The 14781-nt window shown below is 69.6% G+C and carries 18 protein-coding genes, 2 tRNA genes and 1 pseudogene; 10 read left to right on the top strand and 11 right to left on the bottom strand.

The window, feature by feature from the left end:
* Window positions 1-138: 138 nt before the first annotated feature.
* From ACFY9I_RS31775 to ACFY9I_RS31760, 4 genes are all read right to left on the bottom strand, one after another.
* The gene (locus tag ACFY9I_RS31775; protein ID WP_391007827.1) at window positions 139-477 is read right to left on the bottom strand and encodes a DUF3140 domain-containing protein; all 339 of its coding nucleotides are present in this window, start codon (window positions 475-477) and stop codon (window positions 139-141) included.
* A 48-nt stretch (window positions 478-525) separates the two neighbouring features.
* Complete coding sequence (locus ACFY9I_RS31770; RefSeq protein WP_391007825.1) at window positions 526-1008, bottom strand: ferritin-like domain-containing protein; 483 nt, start codon at window positions 1006-1008, stop codon at window positions 526-528.
* Window positions 1009-1021: 13 nt separating this feature from the next.
* The gene (locus tag ACFY9I_RS31765; RefSeq protein ID WP_391007823.1) at window positions 1022-1297 is read right to left on the bottom strand and encodes a WhiB family transcriptional regulator; all 276 of its coding nucleotides are present in this window, start codon (window positions 1295-1297) and stop codon (window positions 1022-1024) included.
* A 142-nt stretch (window positions 1298-1439) separates the two neighbouring features.
* Window positions 1440-2249: an alpha/beta fold hydrolase gene (locus tag ACFY9I_RS31760; protein ID WP_391007821.1), complete on the bottom strand. Its 810-nt coding sequence runs from the start codon at window positions 2247-2249 to the stop codon at window positions 1440-1442.
* Between the two features lie 255 nt (window positions 2250-2504).
* Between ACFY9I_RS31760 and ACFY9I_RS31755 the strand changes: the two genes are divergently transcribed.
* Window positions 2505-3278: a TSUP family transporter gene (locus tag ACFY9I_RS31755; protein ID WP_391007819.1), complete on the top strand. Its 774-nt coding sequence runs from the start codon at window positions 2505-2507 to the stop codon at window positions 3276-3278.
* A 186-nt stretch (window positions 3279-3464) separates the two neighbouring features.
* Here the strand turns inward: ACFY9I_RS31755 and ACFY9I_RS31750 are convergent, their stop codons facing one another.
* Entirely contained in the window at window positions 3465-4019 is a 555-nt protein-coding gene (locus ACFY9I_RS31750; RefSeq protein WP_391007817.1) for a DUF309 domain-containing protein, read from the bottom strand.
* Between the two features lie 98 nt (window positions 4020-4117).
* Here ACFY9I_RS31750 and ACFY9I_RS31745 point away from each other — a divergent pair.
* Window positions 4118-4191: transfer RNA gene (locus tag ACFY9I_RS31745), tRNA-Pro, on the top strand.
* 192 nt (window positions 4192-4383) lie between these two features.
* On the opposite strand, the gene ACFY9I_RS31740 is transcribed toward ACFY9I_RS31745, so the two are convergent.
* The 5 genes from ACFY9I_RS31740 to ACFY9I_RS31720 all read right to left on the bottom strand — a co-directional run bounded on the left by ACFY9I_RS31740 (window position 4384) and on the right by ACFY9I_RS31720 (window position 6188).
* On the bottom strand, window positions 4384-4530 hold the full coding sequence (locus ACFY9I_RS31740; protein ID WP_391007815.1) for a LuxR C-terminal-related transcriptional regulator: 147 nt from the start codon (window positions 4528-4530) through the stop codon (window positions 4384-4386).
* Entirely contained in the window at window positions 4527-4745 is a 219-nt protein-coding gene (locus ACFY9I_RS31735) for a hypothetical protein (protein WP_391007813.1), read from the bottom strand. Before ACFY9I_RS31735 ends, ACFY9I_RS31740 begins: the two co-directional genes overlap by 4 nt.
* Window positions 4738-4917: a hypothetical protein gene (locus ACFY9I_RS31730; RefSeq protein ID WP_391007811.1), complete on the bottom strand. Its 180-nt coding sequence runs from the start codon at window positions 4915-4917 to the stop codon at window positions 4738-4740. The genes ACFY9I_RS31735 and ACFY9I_RS31730 overlap by 8 nt, the downstream gene beginning before the upstream one ends.
* A gap of 30 nt (window positions 4918-4947) precedes the next feature.
* Window positions 4948-5082, bottom strand: a complete 135-nt coding sequence (locus tag ACFY9I_RS31725; protein WP_391007809.1) for a hypothetical protein — start codon at window positions 5080-5082, stop codon at window positions 4948-4950.
* 272 nt (window positions 5083-5354) lie between these two features.
* A complete protein-coding gene (locus ACFY9I_RS31720) occupies window positions 5355-6188 on the bottom strand; it encodes a class II glutamine amidotransferase (protein WP_391007807.1) in 834 nt (277 codons plus the stop codon).
* A gap of 523 nt (window positions 6189-6711) precedes the next feature.
* Here ACFY9I_RS31720 and ACFY9I_RS31715 point away from each other — a divergent pair.
* The 8 genes and pseudogenes from ACFY9I_RS31715 (at window position 6712) to ACFY9I_RS31680 (ending at window position 14173) form a co-directional block, all read left to right on the top strand.
* Window positions 6712-6785 (top strand) — tRNA-Pro (locus tag ACFY9I_RS31715).
* Between the two features lie 371 nt (window positions 6786-7156).
* The gene (locus tag ACFY9I_RS31710) at window positions 7157-8530 is read left to right on the top strand and encodes a metallophosphoesterase (protein ID WP_391007805.1); all 1374 of its coding nucleotides are present in this window, start codon (window positions 7157-7159) and stop codon (window positions 8528-8530) included.
* Window positions 8531-8830: 300 nt separating this feature from the next.
* Window positions 8831-8878 (top strand): annotated as a pseudogene (locus tag ACFY9I_RS31705) (hypothetical protein); the annotation flags it as partial.
* A 58-nt stretch (window positions 8879-8936) separates the two neighbouring features.
* Window positions 8937-9152, top strand: coding sequence for an amidohydrolase family protein (locus ACFY9I_RS31700; RefSeq protein WP_391007803.1), 216 nt, complete (start codon window positions 8937-8939; stop codon window positions 9150-9152).
* Window positions 9153-9756: 604 nt separating this feature from the next.
* Window positions 9757-11001 (top strand): extracellular solute-binding protein, encoded by a 1245-nt coding sequence (locus ACFY9I_RS31695; protein WP_391007837.1) that lies wholly within the window; start codon window positions 9757-9759, stop codon window positions 10999-11001.
* An 82-nt stretch (window positions 11002-11083) separates the two neighbouring features.
* Window positions 11084-12043: an ABC transporter permease subunit gene (locus ACFY9I_RS31690; RefSeq protein WP_391007801.1), complete on the top strand. Its 960-nt coding sequence runs from the start codon at window positions 11084-11086 to the stop codon at window positions 12041-12043.
* On the top strand, window positions 12043-12876 hold the full coding sequence (locus tag ACFY9I_RS31685) for an ABC transporter permease subunit (protein ID WP_391007799.1): 834 nt from the start codon (window positions 12043-12045) through the stop codon (window positions 12874-12876). The genes ACFY9I_RS31690 and ACFY9I_RS31685 overlap by 1 nt, the downstream gene beginning before the upstream one ends.
* Before the next feature lie 103 nt (window positions 12877-12979).
* Complete coding sequence (locus ACFY9I_RS31680; RefSeq protein ID WP_391007797.1) at window positions 12980-14173, top strand: sn-glycerol-3-phosphate ABC transporter ATP-binding protein UgpC; 1194 nt, start codon at window positions 12980-12982, stop codon at window positions 14171-14173.
* Between the two features lie 322 nt (window positions 14174-14495).
* Here ACFY9I_RS31680 and ACFY9I_RS31675 read toward each other — a convergent pair whose 3' ends face one another.
* Complete coding sequence (locus ACFY9I_RS31675) at window positions 14496-14669, bottom strand: CsbD family protein (RefSeq protein ID WP_391007795.1); 174 nt, start codon at window positions 14667-14669, stop codon at window positions 14496-14498.
* Window positions 14670-14781: the final 112 nt, after the last annotated feature.

Here is a 14781-nt window from a genome sequence, read left to right as displayed (position 1 = left end):
TCTTCCCTACCCCCAAAACCGCGCCCCCGGCCCCGCCGGGGGGGCCCCCCACCCCCGGGGGGGGGGCCCCCACCGGGCCCGGGGCCCCCACCACGAGTCGATTCCCGCGATGTCCCGCCGCGGTGTCCCGCCACGGTCCTACGACGGCCTGAGCGGATCGTGCCCCAGGGTCATCAGCCGGTGGCGGCGGTGCGTTCCGTCGGCCTCCGGCTCGTTCTCCGGATCGCTCTGCTCGGTGACCGTGTCCACGACCTTGTACATGATCCGCACATCGTCGTCCGTGAGGTCCGTGCGCCGCTTCTGCAGGATCTCCAGCACGTGCTGCCCGGTCGGCGAACCGGGATGCTCCGGCAGCGGCTCCGTCTCCTCGCCGGCGTACCGGGTCTTCAACCAGACCGCCAGCTCCTGCGAGGTCATGTTCACCACGCGGTGGAACTCGTCCCAGAGCGCGTCGAGTTCAAGGGCGTCGGTCGTCATCGGGTGCCTCTTCCCATACGGGGTCTTCGTGCGGGCCGCGCGGTGCCTTCAGTCCTCGCGCGGCCAGTTCTCTGCCTCGAACATCCAGCGCTGCTTCTCCAGCTCGTAGGTGATCGAGATCAGCAGGTCCTGTGTGACCTTGTCCGCCTCCTCCGTGGCCTCGATCCGCTCACGCAACCGCCCGATCGCCGTCTCCAGCGCCTCCACCAGCAGCCGTACGACCTCGTTGTCCCGGAGCCAGCCGTCCTTGGGCCCCTGCAGGGCGAACCGCGCAGCGACGGTCTCGGGCCGTCCGTCCGGGGCGACCCCGAGCGCCGCCGCGCGCTCCGCCACCTGATCGGCGTACGACCGTGCCGTCGACACCACCTCGTCGAGCTGGAGGTGGATCGAACGGAACCTCGGCCCCACGATGTTCCAGTGGGCCTGCTTCCCGATCAGCGAGAGCCCCAGCAGATCCACCAGGCTCTCCTGCAGCGCGTCGCCTGCGATCCGGCGGGCGGGCTCGGGCAGCGTGCTCCTCACCATCGTCACTACGTGTCACTCCTCATCGCTTCGTACCGGCGAGCGCTTCATGCCGGGCGGCGTCGGCGCTCCCGGCTCTGCGGAGCAGGTCGGTGCGTTCCTCCTCGCCCATGCCGCCCCACACGCCGGCCGTCTGCCCGTTGCCGAGCGCCCAGTTCAGGCACTCGCGGCGCACCGGGCAGCGGGCACAGACGCGCTTGGCGGCGGCGACGTCGTCGAGCGCCGGTCCTGTGGTGCCCACGGGGAAGAACAGTTCGGGGTCCTCTCCCACGCAGGCCGCTCTCCGCAACCACTCCATGCGAGGCCGGGTGCCCGCAACGGATGGGGGAAAACGCGGCATCCCGGTGCGCGTGGAACCAAGTCCTCCGGAGCCTCGCCGCGCAGGCCGTCCGGTGCGCCGGAGGATTCGGCACGCCGACGGTCGTCGCGCGCCGGCGAGTTCAGCGACTCAGAACGCAGTCCACGAAAGCCCGGACGTCCGCCAGCACTTCGCCCCTGTTGGTCTCGTTGAACACCTCGTGCCGGGCGCCCGGATAGACGTGCTCGGCCCAGTCGGTGCCGCGCAACTCCTCGATCCCGGTGCGGCTGCCGGGCAGTGGCACGATGCGGTCGTCGTCGCCGTGCAGCCACAGCAGCGGCAGCGAACCGACGGACCCCCTCTTGGAGATCCGCTCCAGGGTGCGGTCGAAGGCCTCCAACGTCGGCCGCTTGAAAGGGCCGTGCCACACCAGAGGATCGGCCGCGTAGGCGGCGCCGACGGCCATGTCCCTCGAGAGCAGCTTCGGATCGAGCGGCGCGTCGGGCAGCTCCGGCCGCGCGAGCAGCTCCCGCAGCGGCTCCCAGATGCCGATCACCGGCCCCGAAAGCACCACGCACGTGAGCGCGGCGCCGTACCGCTGCGCGTACCGCGCGGCGATCAGACCGCCCATGGAGTGGCCGATGAGCACCACGGGCAGGCCCGGGTACGCGGACCGGGCCATCTGCTCCACCCGGTGCGCATCGGTGACGACGTCCTCGAAGTCCTCGATCAGCACCCGCTCGCCCGCGGACCTGCCGTGCCCCATGTGATCGGGACCGAACACCGCGGCGCCATGACGGACCAGCGCGTCGGCCACATGTTCGTATCGGCCGATGTGCTCCCCGTAGCCGTGCACCAGGACCGCCACGTACCGCGCGCCCTGGCACGGCCACTCCCGTGCGGTGACACCACCTCGCGTACCGGCGAAGCTGTGCTCGCGCGAGTCGGCCATGACTCCTCCAACTATGTCGGTGAAGGTACCCCGGGCGATCTTGCCAGCCCACCGGACGCCGGTCCATGGGACGCCGGTCCGCCGGACGCCGGTCCGCCGGACGCCGGTCCATGGGATGCCGGTCCATGGGATGCCGGTCCATGGGATACCGGTCCATGGGACGTCCGCGGCGCAGCCCGAACCCGGCGGCGGCAGGGCCGACTGGCGAGACGGCCCTGCCGTGGGCCGATGCGTGCGCATAGCATCGGCCCCCGCATGAACACGATGACTCTCTGGCACCTGTCCACGGCCGAGTTCGCGGCCCTCGCCTTCGCGGCGCTGCTCGTCGGCTTCTCGAAGACCGCCGTGAGCGGCGCCAACACGGTCAGCCTCGCGATCTTCGCCGCTGTCCTGCCCGCCCGTGCCTCCACCGGCGTTCTCCTGCCGATCCTTATCGTCGGGGACGTCCTCGCCGTGCTCACCTACCGCCGACACGCCCACTGGCCCACCCTGTGGCGGCTCTTCCCGGCGGTCGGCGCCGGCGTCGTGTTCGGCACGCTTTTCCTGATCTGGGCCGACGACCAGATCGTACGGACCTCTATCGGAGCGATTCTGCTCCTGATGACGGCCGTCACCGTCTGGCGCCGCCGCACCGTGGACAAGGACGACGAACCCGACGCGATCACGACCCGCGCCGGCCGGGTGAAGGCCCGCTCGTACGGCGTCCTCGGCGGCTTCACCACCATGGTCGCCAACGCCGGCGGCCCCGTGATGTCCATGTACCTGCTCTCGGCGGGCTTCCGGAAGCTCGGTTTCCTGGGCACGTCGGCCTTCTTCTTCCTCATAGTCAACGTCTCCAAGGTCCCCTTCAGCGTGGGCCTCGGCCTCATCGACGCCCACTCCCTGCTGCTGGACGCCGCGCTCGCCCTGTTCGTCGTCCCGGGCGCCTTCCTCGGCAAGTGGGCAGTGAGCCGCATCAACCAGAAGGCGTTCGAACTGCTGGTGATCTCGGCGACGATCGTCGGCGCCCTCCAACTCCTGCTCCGCTGAGAACCTGAATCCGGCGCCCCGAAGGCGCTCGTCAGACGAAGGCCTTGTGTGCGGCTGACAGGCGCTGCAGCCGGTGTGGCGATGGCGAGCCGTTGTGCGCGGACGGGGAACGCGGAAGCCGACGCCGGAGGCTCGGGCGTGCGGGCGCTCGGGCCCTTAGGCGCTCAGGTGTAGGCGCTCAGGTACTCAGGGCCTCATGGGCGGGTGGCCCGTGGGGCCGCCCTCGCCTCCACGCAGCCGTGGTGCCCATGCGCCCGCGTCCACCGCGCGTTCCTCCCGCTCCGCAACTTCGGCCAGCTTCCGGGCCCAGGCAGCCACCCCGACCAGATCCACACCGTAGGGGCGCCCACGTCCGCTCCCGGCCCCCCACTCCTCGACGGCCCCGGCCCCGCGCCGCAGCAACCGAGCCCCGCCCCTGACGTTCCCGCGAGCCGAGTGGGTCAGGCCCACCGCCAGTTGGGCCAGCCCCCGCCACAGGGCACGCTCCTCCTCCGGCCCGGACTTCCAGGCGTCCTCGAAGACCTCGTGAGCGTGGAACGGTTTGCCCGCGTCCAACAGTGCCTGGGCCTCGACGACCGTCTCCTCGGGGCCCCGCACGATCCCCTCCGGCTGCCGCTCCACACCAGGCGCCCCGTACGGCAGCGGCCGCCCCAGCCCGTCCCGAGGCCGCGCACTCCGCGCCCGCCCCTCCTCGTCCCGGTCCCGCCCCGGCGCCGTCCAGCCATCCGATGTCCCGCTCATGCACCGATTGTCCCCCGCCCTCAGCGGCTGCGGGGCAGGGGCCGACGTACGGTAAAGTTCTCACTGCGCGATCACACGGTTCACCCCGTGCGACGCATCGGGACGTGGCGCAGCTTGGTAGCGCACTTGACTGGGGGTCAAGGGGTCGCAGGTTCAAATCCTGTCGTCCCGACTCGTATGAGTCGCAGGTCAGGGCCGGTTTCGGAGGCATTCGAAACCGGCCCTTGATTATTTTTGGGACCAGTTGAGGACCGGCGTCCCTGACCGCGTCAGCGAGCCATGATTGCCCGGCTCGGCTTCTCCTCCCGTGCCAGGGCCCCGCCCCGCTACCCGTGGCCGCGTCCGGGTATTTCTGCGAGCTGTCCTACCGGGTGGGCGCCTGGGGCGCCGTCCACCAGGACGCGATCCGGGCGCGGGAGCCGAAGCCGAGCTTGGCCAGGATGTTCTCGACGTGGCCGTGGACCGTGCGCGGGGAGCGTCCGAGGGTGGAGGCGATCTGCCGGTTGCTCATGCCCTCGGCCACCAGAGCGGCCACTTCCCTCTCGCGGGGGGCAGCGGGTTCGAGGCGGGGGCAGTGGCAGGCGGCTCCGGTTCGGCGCGCAGTGCGTAGGCGATGGCCTGGTCGGGGCGGCGGTGGCGCTCGCCCTCCGCGAGGGCGCTCTCGTACGCCGCCGGTCCCAGGACCCGTACGACATCCGCCTCGCACCGGGCGTGCTGATCAACCATGTGCGTTCCGAACGCGGAGATGCAGCCGCAGGGCACGCGTGGCACCCAGCAGCCACCCGGCCCGCTGGTGGCCGCCCCGAGCGGCGGTGATCCAGGCGAACTGCTCCAGTAGGAGCGCGACCTTGAGGTAGTTGCTGAAGCCCCGCTCGTTCTCCAGCGCGAACCGGATCATGACAGAGGCTTCTTCAAGATCACCGCGTATTCAGGCGTCGTAGCCGAGCGCCCAGCTCGCGTGCGCGCGGACCGTCGGCTCGTCGTTCGCCTCGGCGATGGCGACCGCCTGCCTGCAGGTCTGTGTGGAGCGCGGGTCCCGGAGGTGGGACTGCGCGGTGGCCATCTGGATCAGCGTCGCATCGAGGGCGCGGCGGCGAATCGCGAAGTCGCGACCCGGTCTGCGGGTGAGTGAGCGGTCGCTGGAGCGATGGCGGCGCGGCCCGGCGCGAGCGCTGCGAGGTCGAGGCCCTGCCGCAGGGCTCTACGGGGCTAGCCTGGGGACCAGTTGGGGACCACAGGGTGTGCCCGGTGGCGCACATCATGCCTGGGCTGTTTCGGAGCAATCCGAAGCAGCCCCTCGATCGTTCTCCAGCCCCTCGATCGTTCCCCGGTGCACTAGACGGGCCGCGGTGCGAAGGGCATCAGTACGTCCGCTCCGGGCCGGACGATCCCGTAGCTGCTCTCGGGGACCTCGTTCCAGGCACCGGGGAGATCACCCAGGGGCTCGGAGACGATGAGGCGCGTCTCGTCGGAGACCTCCCGCAGGAATGCCAGGTCGGGATGGAGCGCTCGCAGTGTGCCCACCTGGGTGCTGTAGTACAGCGACCGGGACGCCTTCTGGCTGGAGTACCGGAAGGCCCACAGCGTTTCTCCGTCGGCCACGGCGATCGTCATCTGCAGCGGGAACTCCACCCCGTGCCGGTGGCCGACCTCCTCCACCAGGCCGGCCATCCGCGCCACCGCGCCCGGCGGGTCCTCCTCCAGACCGAAGGTGAGCGCCAGGAAGAACATCAACTCGGAGTCCGTCGACCCCTCGATCCCGGCGAACAGTTCCGGGGCCACGGCCAGGGTCAGGTCGCGGCGGACCAGGTGGAAGTCTGCGATCGCCCCGTTGTGCATCCACATCCAGCGGCCGTGGCGGAAGGGGTGGCTGTTCGTCTGCTGCACCGCCGTCCCCGTCGAGGCCCGGATGTGGGCGAAGAACATCGGGGAGCGGACGTGGTCGGCGATCTCCCGCAGGTTGCGGTTGCTCCACGCCGGACCGATGTCGCGAAAGATCGCGGGGGTCACCGCGTCGGGCGAGTACCAGCCGATGCCGAACCCGTCACCGTTGGTGGTCTCGACGCCCAGCCGGGAGTGCAGACTCTGGTCGATCAACGAGTGCGCCGGCCTGTAGAGGATGGTGTCGAGCAGGACGGGCGTTCCCGTATAGGCGAGCCACCGGCACATCGGCTACCACCTCTCGGAGAACCGGCCGTACGGGGTGAACCGGCATCCTCATGGTCATGTTCCCGGCCGTTGATCGCCACACGGCGGTCGTGTCGGTCGTCCCGCGCCCGTACGCCGGATCTCTGATGTCCGGGTCCGCGTTCCCGCGTTCCCCTAGGCACCGGGGTCCGCAGACCACCGCATACCGGGGGCCGCGTTTCCCGGTTCCCCGCTCCCCCTTCCCGTATCCCGGTTCCCCGGATCGCGGGATGAAGGCGAGGGGGACGCCGTCAGCCCGAGAGAGCGGCTCAGTTGGACGTGCCTGACGGGAAGGATGTCCGGTCACCCACCAGTACGCCTCCGGCAGCGGCTCCCGCACCCCGTCTGTCTACTGCGCCGACCTGGCCGGGCTGATCCTGCACGTCCACAGGCGGGTCGCCGCCGATCTCGCCGAGGGCCGCGCCCACGTGTCGGAGCTGAAGGCGCGCGTCATGTAGGGTTCATCTGCGCGTTCACACGGATCATGGCACCGTGCGAGGCGCACCGGGACGTGGCGCAGCTTGGTAGCGCACTTGACTGGGGGTCAAGGGGTCGCAGGTTCAAATCCTGTCGTCCCGACTTTACGGAGTCGGAGGGCCAGGGGCCGTTTCAGTGAACCTGAAGCGGCCCTTTGGTCGTTCTTGGTCGTTCTCGGGGCCAGTCGGCTCGCGCCAGATGAACTGCCCCTGAAGGGGCCGCCGGGGTCGCCTCCTCGATCCTGCCTCCAGATGCAACCCTGGAGCTCGTCAAGCGGACTGCCGTCCGCTATGTTGTCCCGAAGCGGAGTGGACAGCAGTCCGTTTGCGGGGTCGTAGTCGCAACCCGACATCGCCGTGCGACCTTGTCCGGCGTACGACACCAGGACGCGGTGTTCGCTGCCCGAGCGTGCCCGGTCGACCGGGCTGGACCCGCTTTCGACAAGGCATCTCAAGGAAGGACTGCGCCAGGTCGTGGTCACCGTCTTCGTAGTCATCGCCGTCGCCGTGCTGGTGCTCGGCACGCTCCACTGGTACGCGTGGCGCCGTCTGATACGCGAAACCTCGCCCCCGGGCTCCGTACACCGGCGAGTCGGGAGCGCTGTCTTCGTGGCCGGGCCGGTGCTCGCGGTCGGTGGTCTGGTGGGCGAATTCGCGGGAGCCCCGTTCGTCCTCCAGCGCGTCATGGCCTGGCCAGGATTCCTTTGGCTGGCTCTCTTTCTGTATCTGGTGCTCGCGTTGCTGGCCGGCGAGGCCGTCCGCCCGGTGCTGCGATGGTGGCTCGCCCGGCGGGGCGTCGGCGCCGGCACTGAGCGACGCGCTTCACCTGCGGCACACCCCACGGCCGCACCGTCGGACGAGAGTGATCCCGCGGAGGAGCAGCACCCACTCGTCAAGATCGGCGACGCGCGCTCCGGCAGGGCGGAGCTCGGCGGTTCCGGTACCGCCCAGGGCAGGGCCGAGCCGGTCACCGTGCGGGTACGCGCGCACGGACCGGAGTCCGAGCACACGTCCGGCTCCGCTCCCTCGCGCCGCCTCTTCGTCTCCCGTGTCGTGGGGGGCGCGGCGGCGGCCGCGGCCCTGGGCACCGTCGGCTACGGGACGTACGGCGTGCTCCGCGGCCCCGAGGTACAGCGGCTCACCGTTCCGCTGGCCAAGCTGCCTCGAGGCGCGCACGGCTTCCGCATCGCGGTGGTCAGCGACATCCACCTCGGTCCGATCCTGGGCCGCGGCTTCTCCCAACGGGTCGTCGACACCATCAACGCGACCCAGCCCGACCTGATCGCGGTCGTCGGTGATCTGGTGGACGGCAGTGTCGAGGACCTCGCCCCGGCCGTCGAACCACTCGCCCGGTTGCGGGCACGGCACGGCTCCTACTTCGTCACCGGCAACCACGAGTACCTCTCCGGCGCCGAACAGTGGGTCGAGAAGGTCCGGGAGCTCGGGTTGCACCCGTTGCAGAACGCCCGCGCGGAGATGCCGGGCTTCGACCTCGCAGGTGTGAACGACGTCGACGGCGAAGGCGAGGGACAGGGCCCCGACTTCGCCAAGGCGCTCGGTGACCGCGACCGCTCCCGCGCTTCGGTCCTCCTCGCCCATCAACCCGTGGTCATCCACGACGCCGTCCGCCACGGAGTCGACCTCCAGCTCTCCGGCCACACCCACGGCGGCCAGCTCTGGCCCGGCAACCTCCTCGCCGGACTGGCCAACCCCACCGTCGCAGGCCTGGAACGGTACGGCGACACCCAGCTGTACGTCAGCCGCGGCGCCGGGGCCTGGGGCCCACCGGTCCGTGTGGGCGCGCCGTCCGACATCACCGTCGTCGAACTCGCCTCAAGACAGGCATAGCCCCTCTTCGCACGTCGTTGACATCGCACGTCGATGGGGATCCGCCACAGCTTCCGACGGTCGTACCGACCTCCGGCCCCGCGTGTCACGCCGACCGACGGCGGAGTGGCGGGCACCTGCGTCCTCGGCCTCGCCCATGAAGGTCCGCCCGGGTCACCGGGTCCCCACATCGCCTCCCACGTCCCGTCGATGACGCGTCGGGCGAGCGCAGGGTGAGCGTTGCCGAGGATTTCGAGGTGGCGTTGGACACCGACGGTGCCTGGCCGTGCCGCGGTCGTAGACGGTGGAGCCTCGCTGCGCATGGCACTCCTCGGGGACCGGATGGCCGAGCGGGCGCGTGACAACGGATGGGCCGGCGTCGTCGTGTACGGGGCCGTCCGCGACAGCGCCCTCCTCGCCGGGATGGATGGCCATCCTGGACGGCGCCGCCGCGCTGGGGCTGGCCGACCGCATCGGCTCACTGCGCCCCGGCAAGCAGGCCGACCTCATCATGCTCCGCCTCGACGACATCACCATGCTCACCGCCGAGCGCGACCCCATCGCGGCCGTGGTCACGGAGGCACAGCCGTACAACGTGGACACGGTCCTCGTGGCGGGCAAGGTCGTGAAGGCCAAGGGGTGACTGGTCCACGCCGATCTCCGCCGTACCGCCCGGGCCCTGCGCGCCACCGCGGCCGCGATCAGCGACAGATGACGGAAGCCGGACGCCCCCGGCGGGTCCGGTGCGGTCACGGGTGGTGCGCGCGGCCTACGACCCCACCGCGCCCCAGCCGGCCCTCTACCCAGCCGCCTACAGGTGCACGACACCACAAGGCAACTTGACCGCAGGAGCACACCCGAAGGGCCGGGCTCAGGTCGGAAACCGGCACCTTGCGTTCGCTCCACCGGCGGTGTGGTCCGTGTCGCCGCCGGTCGCCTCGAGAGGCACCCTGCGTCCCTGGCCGCACGCACGGTGGCCGCACGTCGTGTGCCGCGAACGCCCTGACGGTGCTCAACCGAATGCCTCGCACGTTCACCGAGTCGCTCCCTCATGGCGCATCGATGGGCGATTCAGGCGAAATATGCTTGATCTTGCCTTATGTGGTCCTTAGTGTTCGCCGGGCGGGAACGCTGCGAGGTCCGAGTCCCATGCAACCGTCCGGAAACGAGGTGTGGAGCGCGTGCACGTGCAGTGCGGCTGCAGGCCGGTTTCGGGTCAGAAGGGACGTCCCCGAGGGGCGCGGTGGCTGCGGGCGTTCGCCGTGCTTCCGCTACTGGCGTCGGCGCTCGCCGCCTGTGGTGGTGACGAGGGCTCCGGCAGGCCCACCGTCAACTGGTACAACTTCCCCGACGACTCCGGCGCGCTCCAGAAGGCGGCCGACCGGTGCAGCCAGGCGTCGGGCGGCCGCTACAGGATCAGCTACAACAAGCTCCCGCGTGCCGCTGACGGCCAGCGCCAGCAGCTCGTCCGCAGACTCGCCGCCGAGGACGACTCGCTCGACATCCTGGGCCTGGACGTCACCTGGGCGGCGGAGTTCGCCGAGGCACGCTGGATCCGGGAATGGACGGGAACGGCGAAGCAGCGGGCCACCGAGGGAACCCTGCGCGTACCGCTGCAGACCTCGACCTGGAAAGGCAAGTTGTACGCCGTCCCGTACAACACCAACACCCAACTCCTCTGGTACCGCAAGGACCTGGTGCCCAGCCCACCCAAGACCTGGGCCGAGATGCTGGACATGGCAGGCACCCTCGCCCGGCAGGGCAAACCGCACTTCGTGGAGATCCAGGGCGCCCAGTACGAGGGCCTCACCGTCTGGTTCAACACCCTGATCAACAGTGCGGGCGGCTCCATCCTCAACGCCAGTGCGACCGAGCCCTCCCTCGGCGCTCCTGCCGTGCGGGCCGCCGGGATCATGCGTGATCTGGCGAAGTCCCCGGCCGCGGACCCCTCCCTGCCCAACCAGATGGAGGACCAGAACCGCCTCGCCATGGAGTCGGGAGTGGCGGCGTTCGAGCTCAACTACCCGTTCGTCTATCCGTCGATGAAGGCGAACAACCCCCAACTGTTCGCCAACTTCCGATGGGCGCCGTACCCCCGGGTCGACGCGAACCGCCCGGCACGGCCCACCATCGGCGGCATCGACCTGGCGGTGAGCGCCTACTCGCGCCACCCCGACCTGGCTTTCGAAGCGGCGCTGTGTCTGCGCAACCGGGAGAACCAGCTCACCGCCGCGCTCGAGGGCGGTCTGCCGCCCACCCTGCGCGCCCTGTACGACGAGCCCGCGTTCATGAAGGAGTACCCCTTCTCCAGGGAGGTGTTGGCCGCACTGGAGTCGGCGAGCGTGCGCCCCCTGACCCCGGCCTACCAGAACGTGTCGATCGCGGTCTCCCACACGCTGTCCCCGCCGTCCGGGATCGAACCGGAGAGCTCCGTCGACACCATCAGGGAGCAGATCGACGATGCCCTGCGATCCGAGGGTGTGATCCCGTGAACCACCTCCACCTCCACCTCCTCCCGCGCGGCTGCGTCAGCCCGCGCCGCGGCACGCGGGCCTCGTCCTCCGGCGGCCCGAGATGAGCACGCAGGCGCAACCTGCCGGCACCCCGCCACCCCCCGAGGCGGAGACGGAGCGGGCGGGGCCGGACCGGGCGGAACTCTCGGCGGGCGCCCGGCAGGAGCGCCGGCTCGGCTGGCTGCTCTGCGCGCCCGCCGTCGTCGTCATGATCGCCGTGACCGCCTACCCCATCGGGTACGCCGTCTATCTGTCCCTCCAGCGCTACGACCTGCGCTTTCCCGGACGGGCGGAGTTCGTAGGCCTGAGCAACTACGGGGCGGTGCTCTCCTCCCCGTTCTGGTGGGACGCGTTCTGGGTCACGTTGTTCATCACCGCCGTCTCCGTGGCGATCGAACTGGTCCTCGGAATGGGGCTTGCCCTGGTGATGCACCGCACGTTCTTCTGGCGCGGCGTCGTCCGTACGTCGGTCCTCGTTCCGTACGGGATCGTCACCGTGGTCGCCGCCTTCTCCTGGCAGTATGCCTGGACCCCGGAACTCGGATACCTCGCCGAGCTGCTGCCCAGCGGGGAGGCCCCGCTGACCGAGCAGTGGCCCGCCCTCTGGCTGATCATCCTCGCCGAGGTGTGGAAGACGACGCCGTTCATGGCCCTGCTGCTGCTCGCGGGTCTCGCGCTGGTCCCCGAGGAGACCCTGAAGGCGGCCATGGTGGACGGTGCCACCGCCTGGCAGCGCTTCGCCAAGATCATGCTGCCGCTGATGAAACCGGCCATCCTGGTGGCACTGCTCTTCCGCACGCTGGACGCGTTCCGGATCTTCGACAACATCTATGTGCTGACCGCGGGTGCCCAAGGGACCGGCTCCCTGTCCATCCTCGGATACGACAACCTCTTCACCGCGCTGAACCTGGGTATCGGGTCTGCGATCTCGGTCCTGATCTTCCTCTGTGTCGGGATCATCGCCTTCACCTTCGTCAAGCTGTTCGGCACCGCCGCACCCGGCGCGGAGGTGAAGCGCTGATGGCCGCTGTCGGCAAGACGCATGCCGCCCGATGGGGTGTCATCAACGTGGTGGTGGTGCTGTACGCCCTGTTCCCCGTGTGGTGGATCGCCGCGCTGTCGTTCAAGGACCCCTCCACCCTGCCGGACGGCAACTACGTCCCGACGGACTGGACCTGGGAGAACTACCGGGGCATCTTCGAGACCGCCGAGTTCACCCGCGCGCTGATCAACTCGATCGGCATCGCCCTGATCGCCACGGTGATCGCGGTGGCACTGGGTACCATGGCCGCCTACGCCGTGGCCAGGCTGCGTTTCCCCGGCAAGCGGGTACTCATCGGGATGTCGCTGCTGATCGCCATGTTCCCCCCGATCTCCCTGGTGTCACCGCTGTTCAACATCGAGCGGATCATCGGGATCTTCGACACCTGGGTCGGGCTGATCATCCCGTACATGACCTTCTCCCTGCCGCTCGCGATCTACACCCTGTCGGCCTTCTTCCGGGAGATCCCCTGGGATCTGGAGAAGGCTGCCAAGGTCGACGGGGCGACACCCGCGCAGGCCTTCCGGATGGTCATCGTGCCGCTGGCGGCGCCGGGCGTGTTCACCACGGCCATCCTCGTGTTCATCTTCTGCTGGAACGACTTCCTGTTCGCAATCTCGCTGACGTCCACCGAGTCCGCGCGCACCGTGCCCGCCGCGATCGCGTTCTTCACCGGGAGTTCCCAGTTCCAGCAGCCCACAGGGTCGATCGCCGCCGCCGCTGTGGTCATCACCGTCCCGATCATCGTCTTCGTCCTGTTCTTCCAGCGACGGATCGTCGCCGGACTGACCTCGGGGGCGGTCAAGGGGTGAACGGGCCGACCGCGGCAGACAGGCCACGGGTCCGCGACACCGACCTCAAGTGGTCGGACCCGGAAGGCATGCCGGAAGGCATGAAGGCAAGGAGGCACCATCCATGGCCGAGATCATCCTTGAGGGAGTCACCAAACGCTTCCCCGACGGGGCCCTCGCCGTGAAGGACGTGGACCTCGAGATCGCCGACGGCGAGTTCGTGATCCTGGTCGGTCCGTCGGGATGCGGCAAGTCCACCACCCTGAACATGATCGCCGGGCTCGAGGACATCACCGAGGGCACCCTGCGCATCGGGGACCGGGTCGTCAACGACCTCGCGCCCAAGGAGCGCGACGTCGCCATGGTGTTCCAGAGCTACGCCCTGTACCCGCACATGAACGTCCGGGAGAACATGGGCTTCCCCCTGCGTCTGGCCAAGGTGGACAAGTCCACCATCAATGCCAAGGTGACGGAGGCCGCCCGGATCCTCGACCTCACCGAGCACCTGGACCGCAAGCCCGCCAACCTCTCGGGCGGCCAGCGCCAGCGGGTGGCCATGGGGCGGGCGATCGTCCGTGATCCCGAGGCGTTCCTGATGGACGAGCCGCTGTCCAACCTGGACGCCAAACTGCGCGTACAGATGCGCACCCAGATCTCCCGGCTGCAGCGGCGCCTCGGCACGACCACCGTGTACGTCACCCATGACCAGACCGAGGCGATGACGCTCGGCGACCGGGTCGTGGTCATGAGGCAGGGCCTGGTCCAGCAGATCGGCACACCCGCCGAGTTGTACGACCTACCGCGCAACCTCTTCGTCGCGGGCTTCATCGGCTCCCCGGCGATGAACTTCGTGAACGCCGCTCTGGAGGGCGGCACCCTGCGCTCGTCGCTGGGCGACCTGGCCCTCGGCGACCGCACGAGGCAGGCGCTGGAACGCCGGAACGCACCCCGCGAGGTCATCGTCGGCCTGCGGCCGGAGGCATTCGAGGACGCGGCGCTGGCACACGACCGGGATCGGACCGGACCGGTCTTCACCTTCACCGCCACCGTCGAGGTACTGGAGTCGCTGGGCTCCGACGTGTACGTCTACTTCACCGCGGAGGGCGGGCCCGCGCGGACCGCCGAACTGGAGGAGCTCGCCAAGGACTCGGGCCTGCGCGACACCGGCGCCGACACCCACCACATCGTGGCCCGCCTGGACGCCGCCACGCGTGCCCGCGAGGGGGAGCCGGTGGAGCTGCAGGTCGACATGACCAAGGCTCACGTGTTCGACCCGACGACCGGCGCGAACCTCACGCATCCGGTCAGGGCGGACTGACGGTGCCGCCCACAGGTCACGGTCACGTCCGTGCCGTCGTTCGGCAGGCTTCGAGTTCACCCGATCGGCCTCCTTTCATTCGGGCATGGAATGCGGTTCCCCCACGTTGTCGAGTCGGTCGGCGAACACCGCCGAGCGAGGGCCGGGCCCCCTGGCGGGGGCGGGTCTCCTCGACGCTGGTCCTGGATTCCCCGCCCGGTTTGACCGTCGGCGCCCCGGCTCTTTCCTCACAGCGCACAACTAGCCGCAGTATGGTGCCGACCACAGCAAAACGCGGGTCTTCCCGAAACATTTCGGGAAGACCCGCGAGCAGTACGACGCGTCAGCGCTTGAAGGCGTCCTTGGTTTTTTCCTTGGCCTCACGGGCGTCGCCCTTGCTTTCCTGCGTCTTCCCCTCGGCGGCCATGCGGTCGTTTCCGAGGGTCTTTCCCGCGGTTTTCTTGGCCTTTCCCTCGACCTGCTCGGCCTTCGCCTTGGCCTTCTCGCCGGCAGCCATGGAACGCGCCTCCTCTTAGCCATTGGTGATGGTCTCGCGGTAAAGCCGTGTGCCCTGACTCTTTCTTCATAAACACCACGAGCTCCAGGAATGGAAGGACTTGGGCAGGGCA

Origin of the sequence: Streptomyces sp. NPDC012510 (genome assembly GCF_042955065.1) — a bacterium.
Classification (GTDB): Bacteria; Actinomycetota; Actinomycetes; order Streptomycetales; family Streptomycetaceae; genus Streptomyces.
This window is presented reverse-complemented; position numbering and strand designations above follow the sequence as displayed.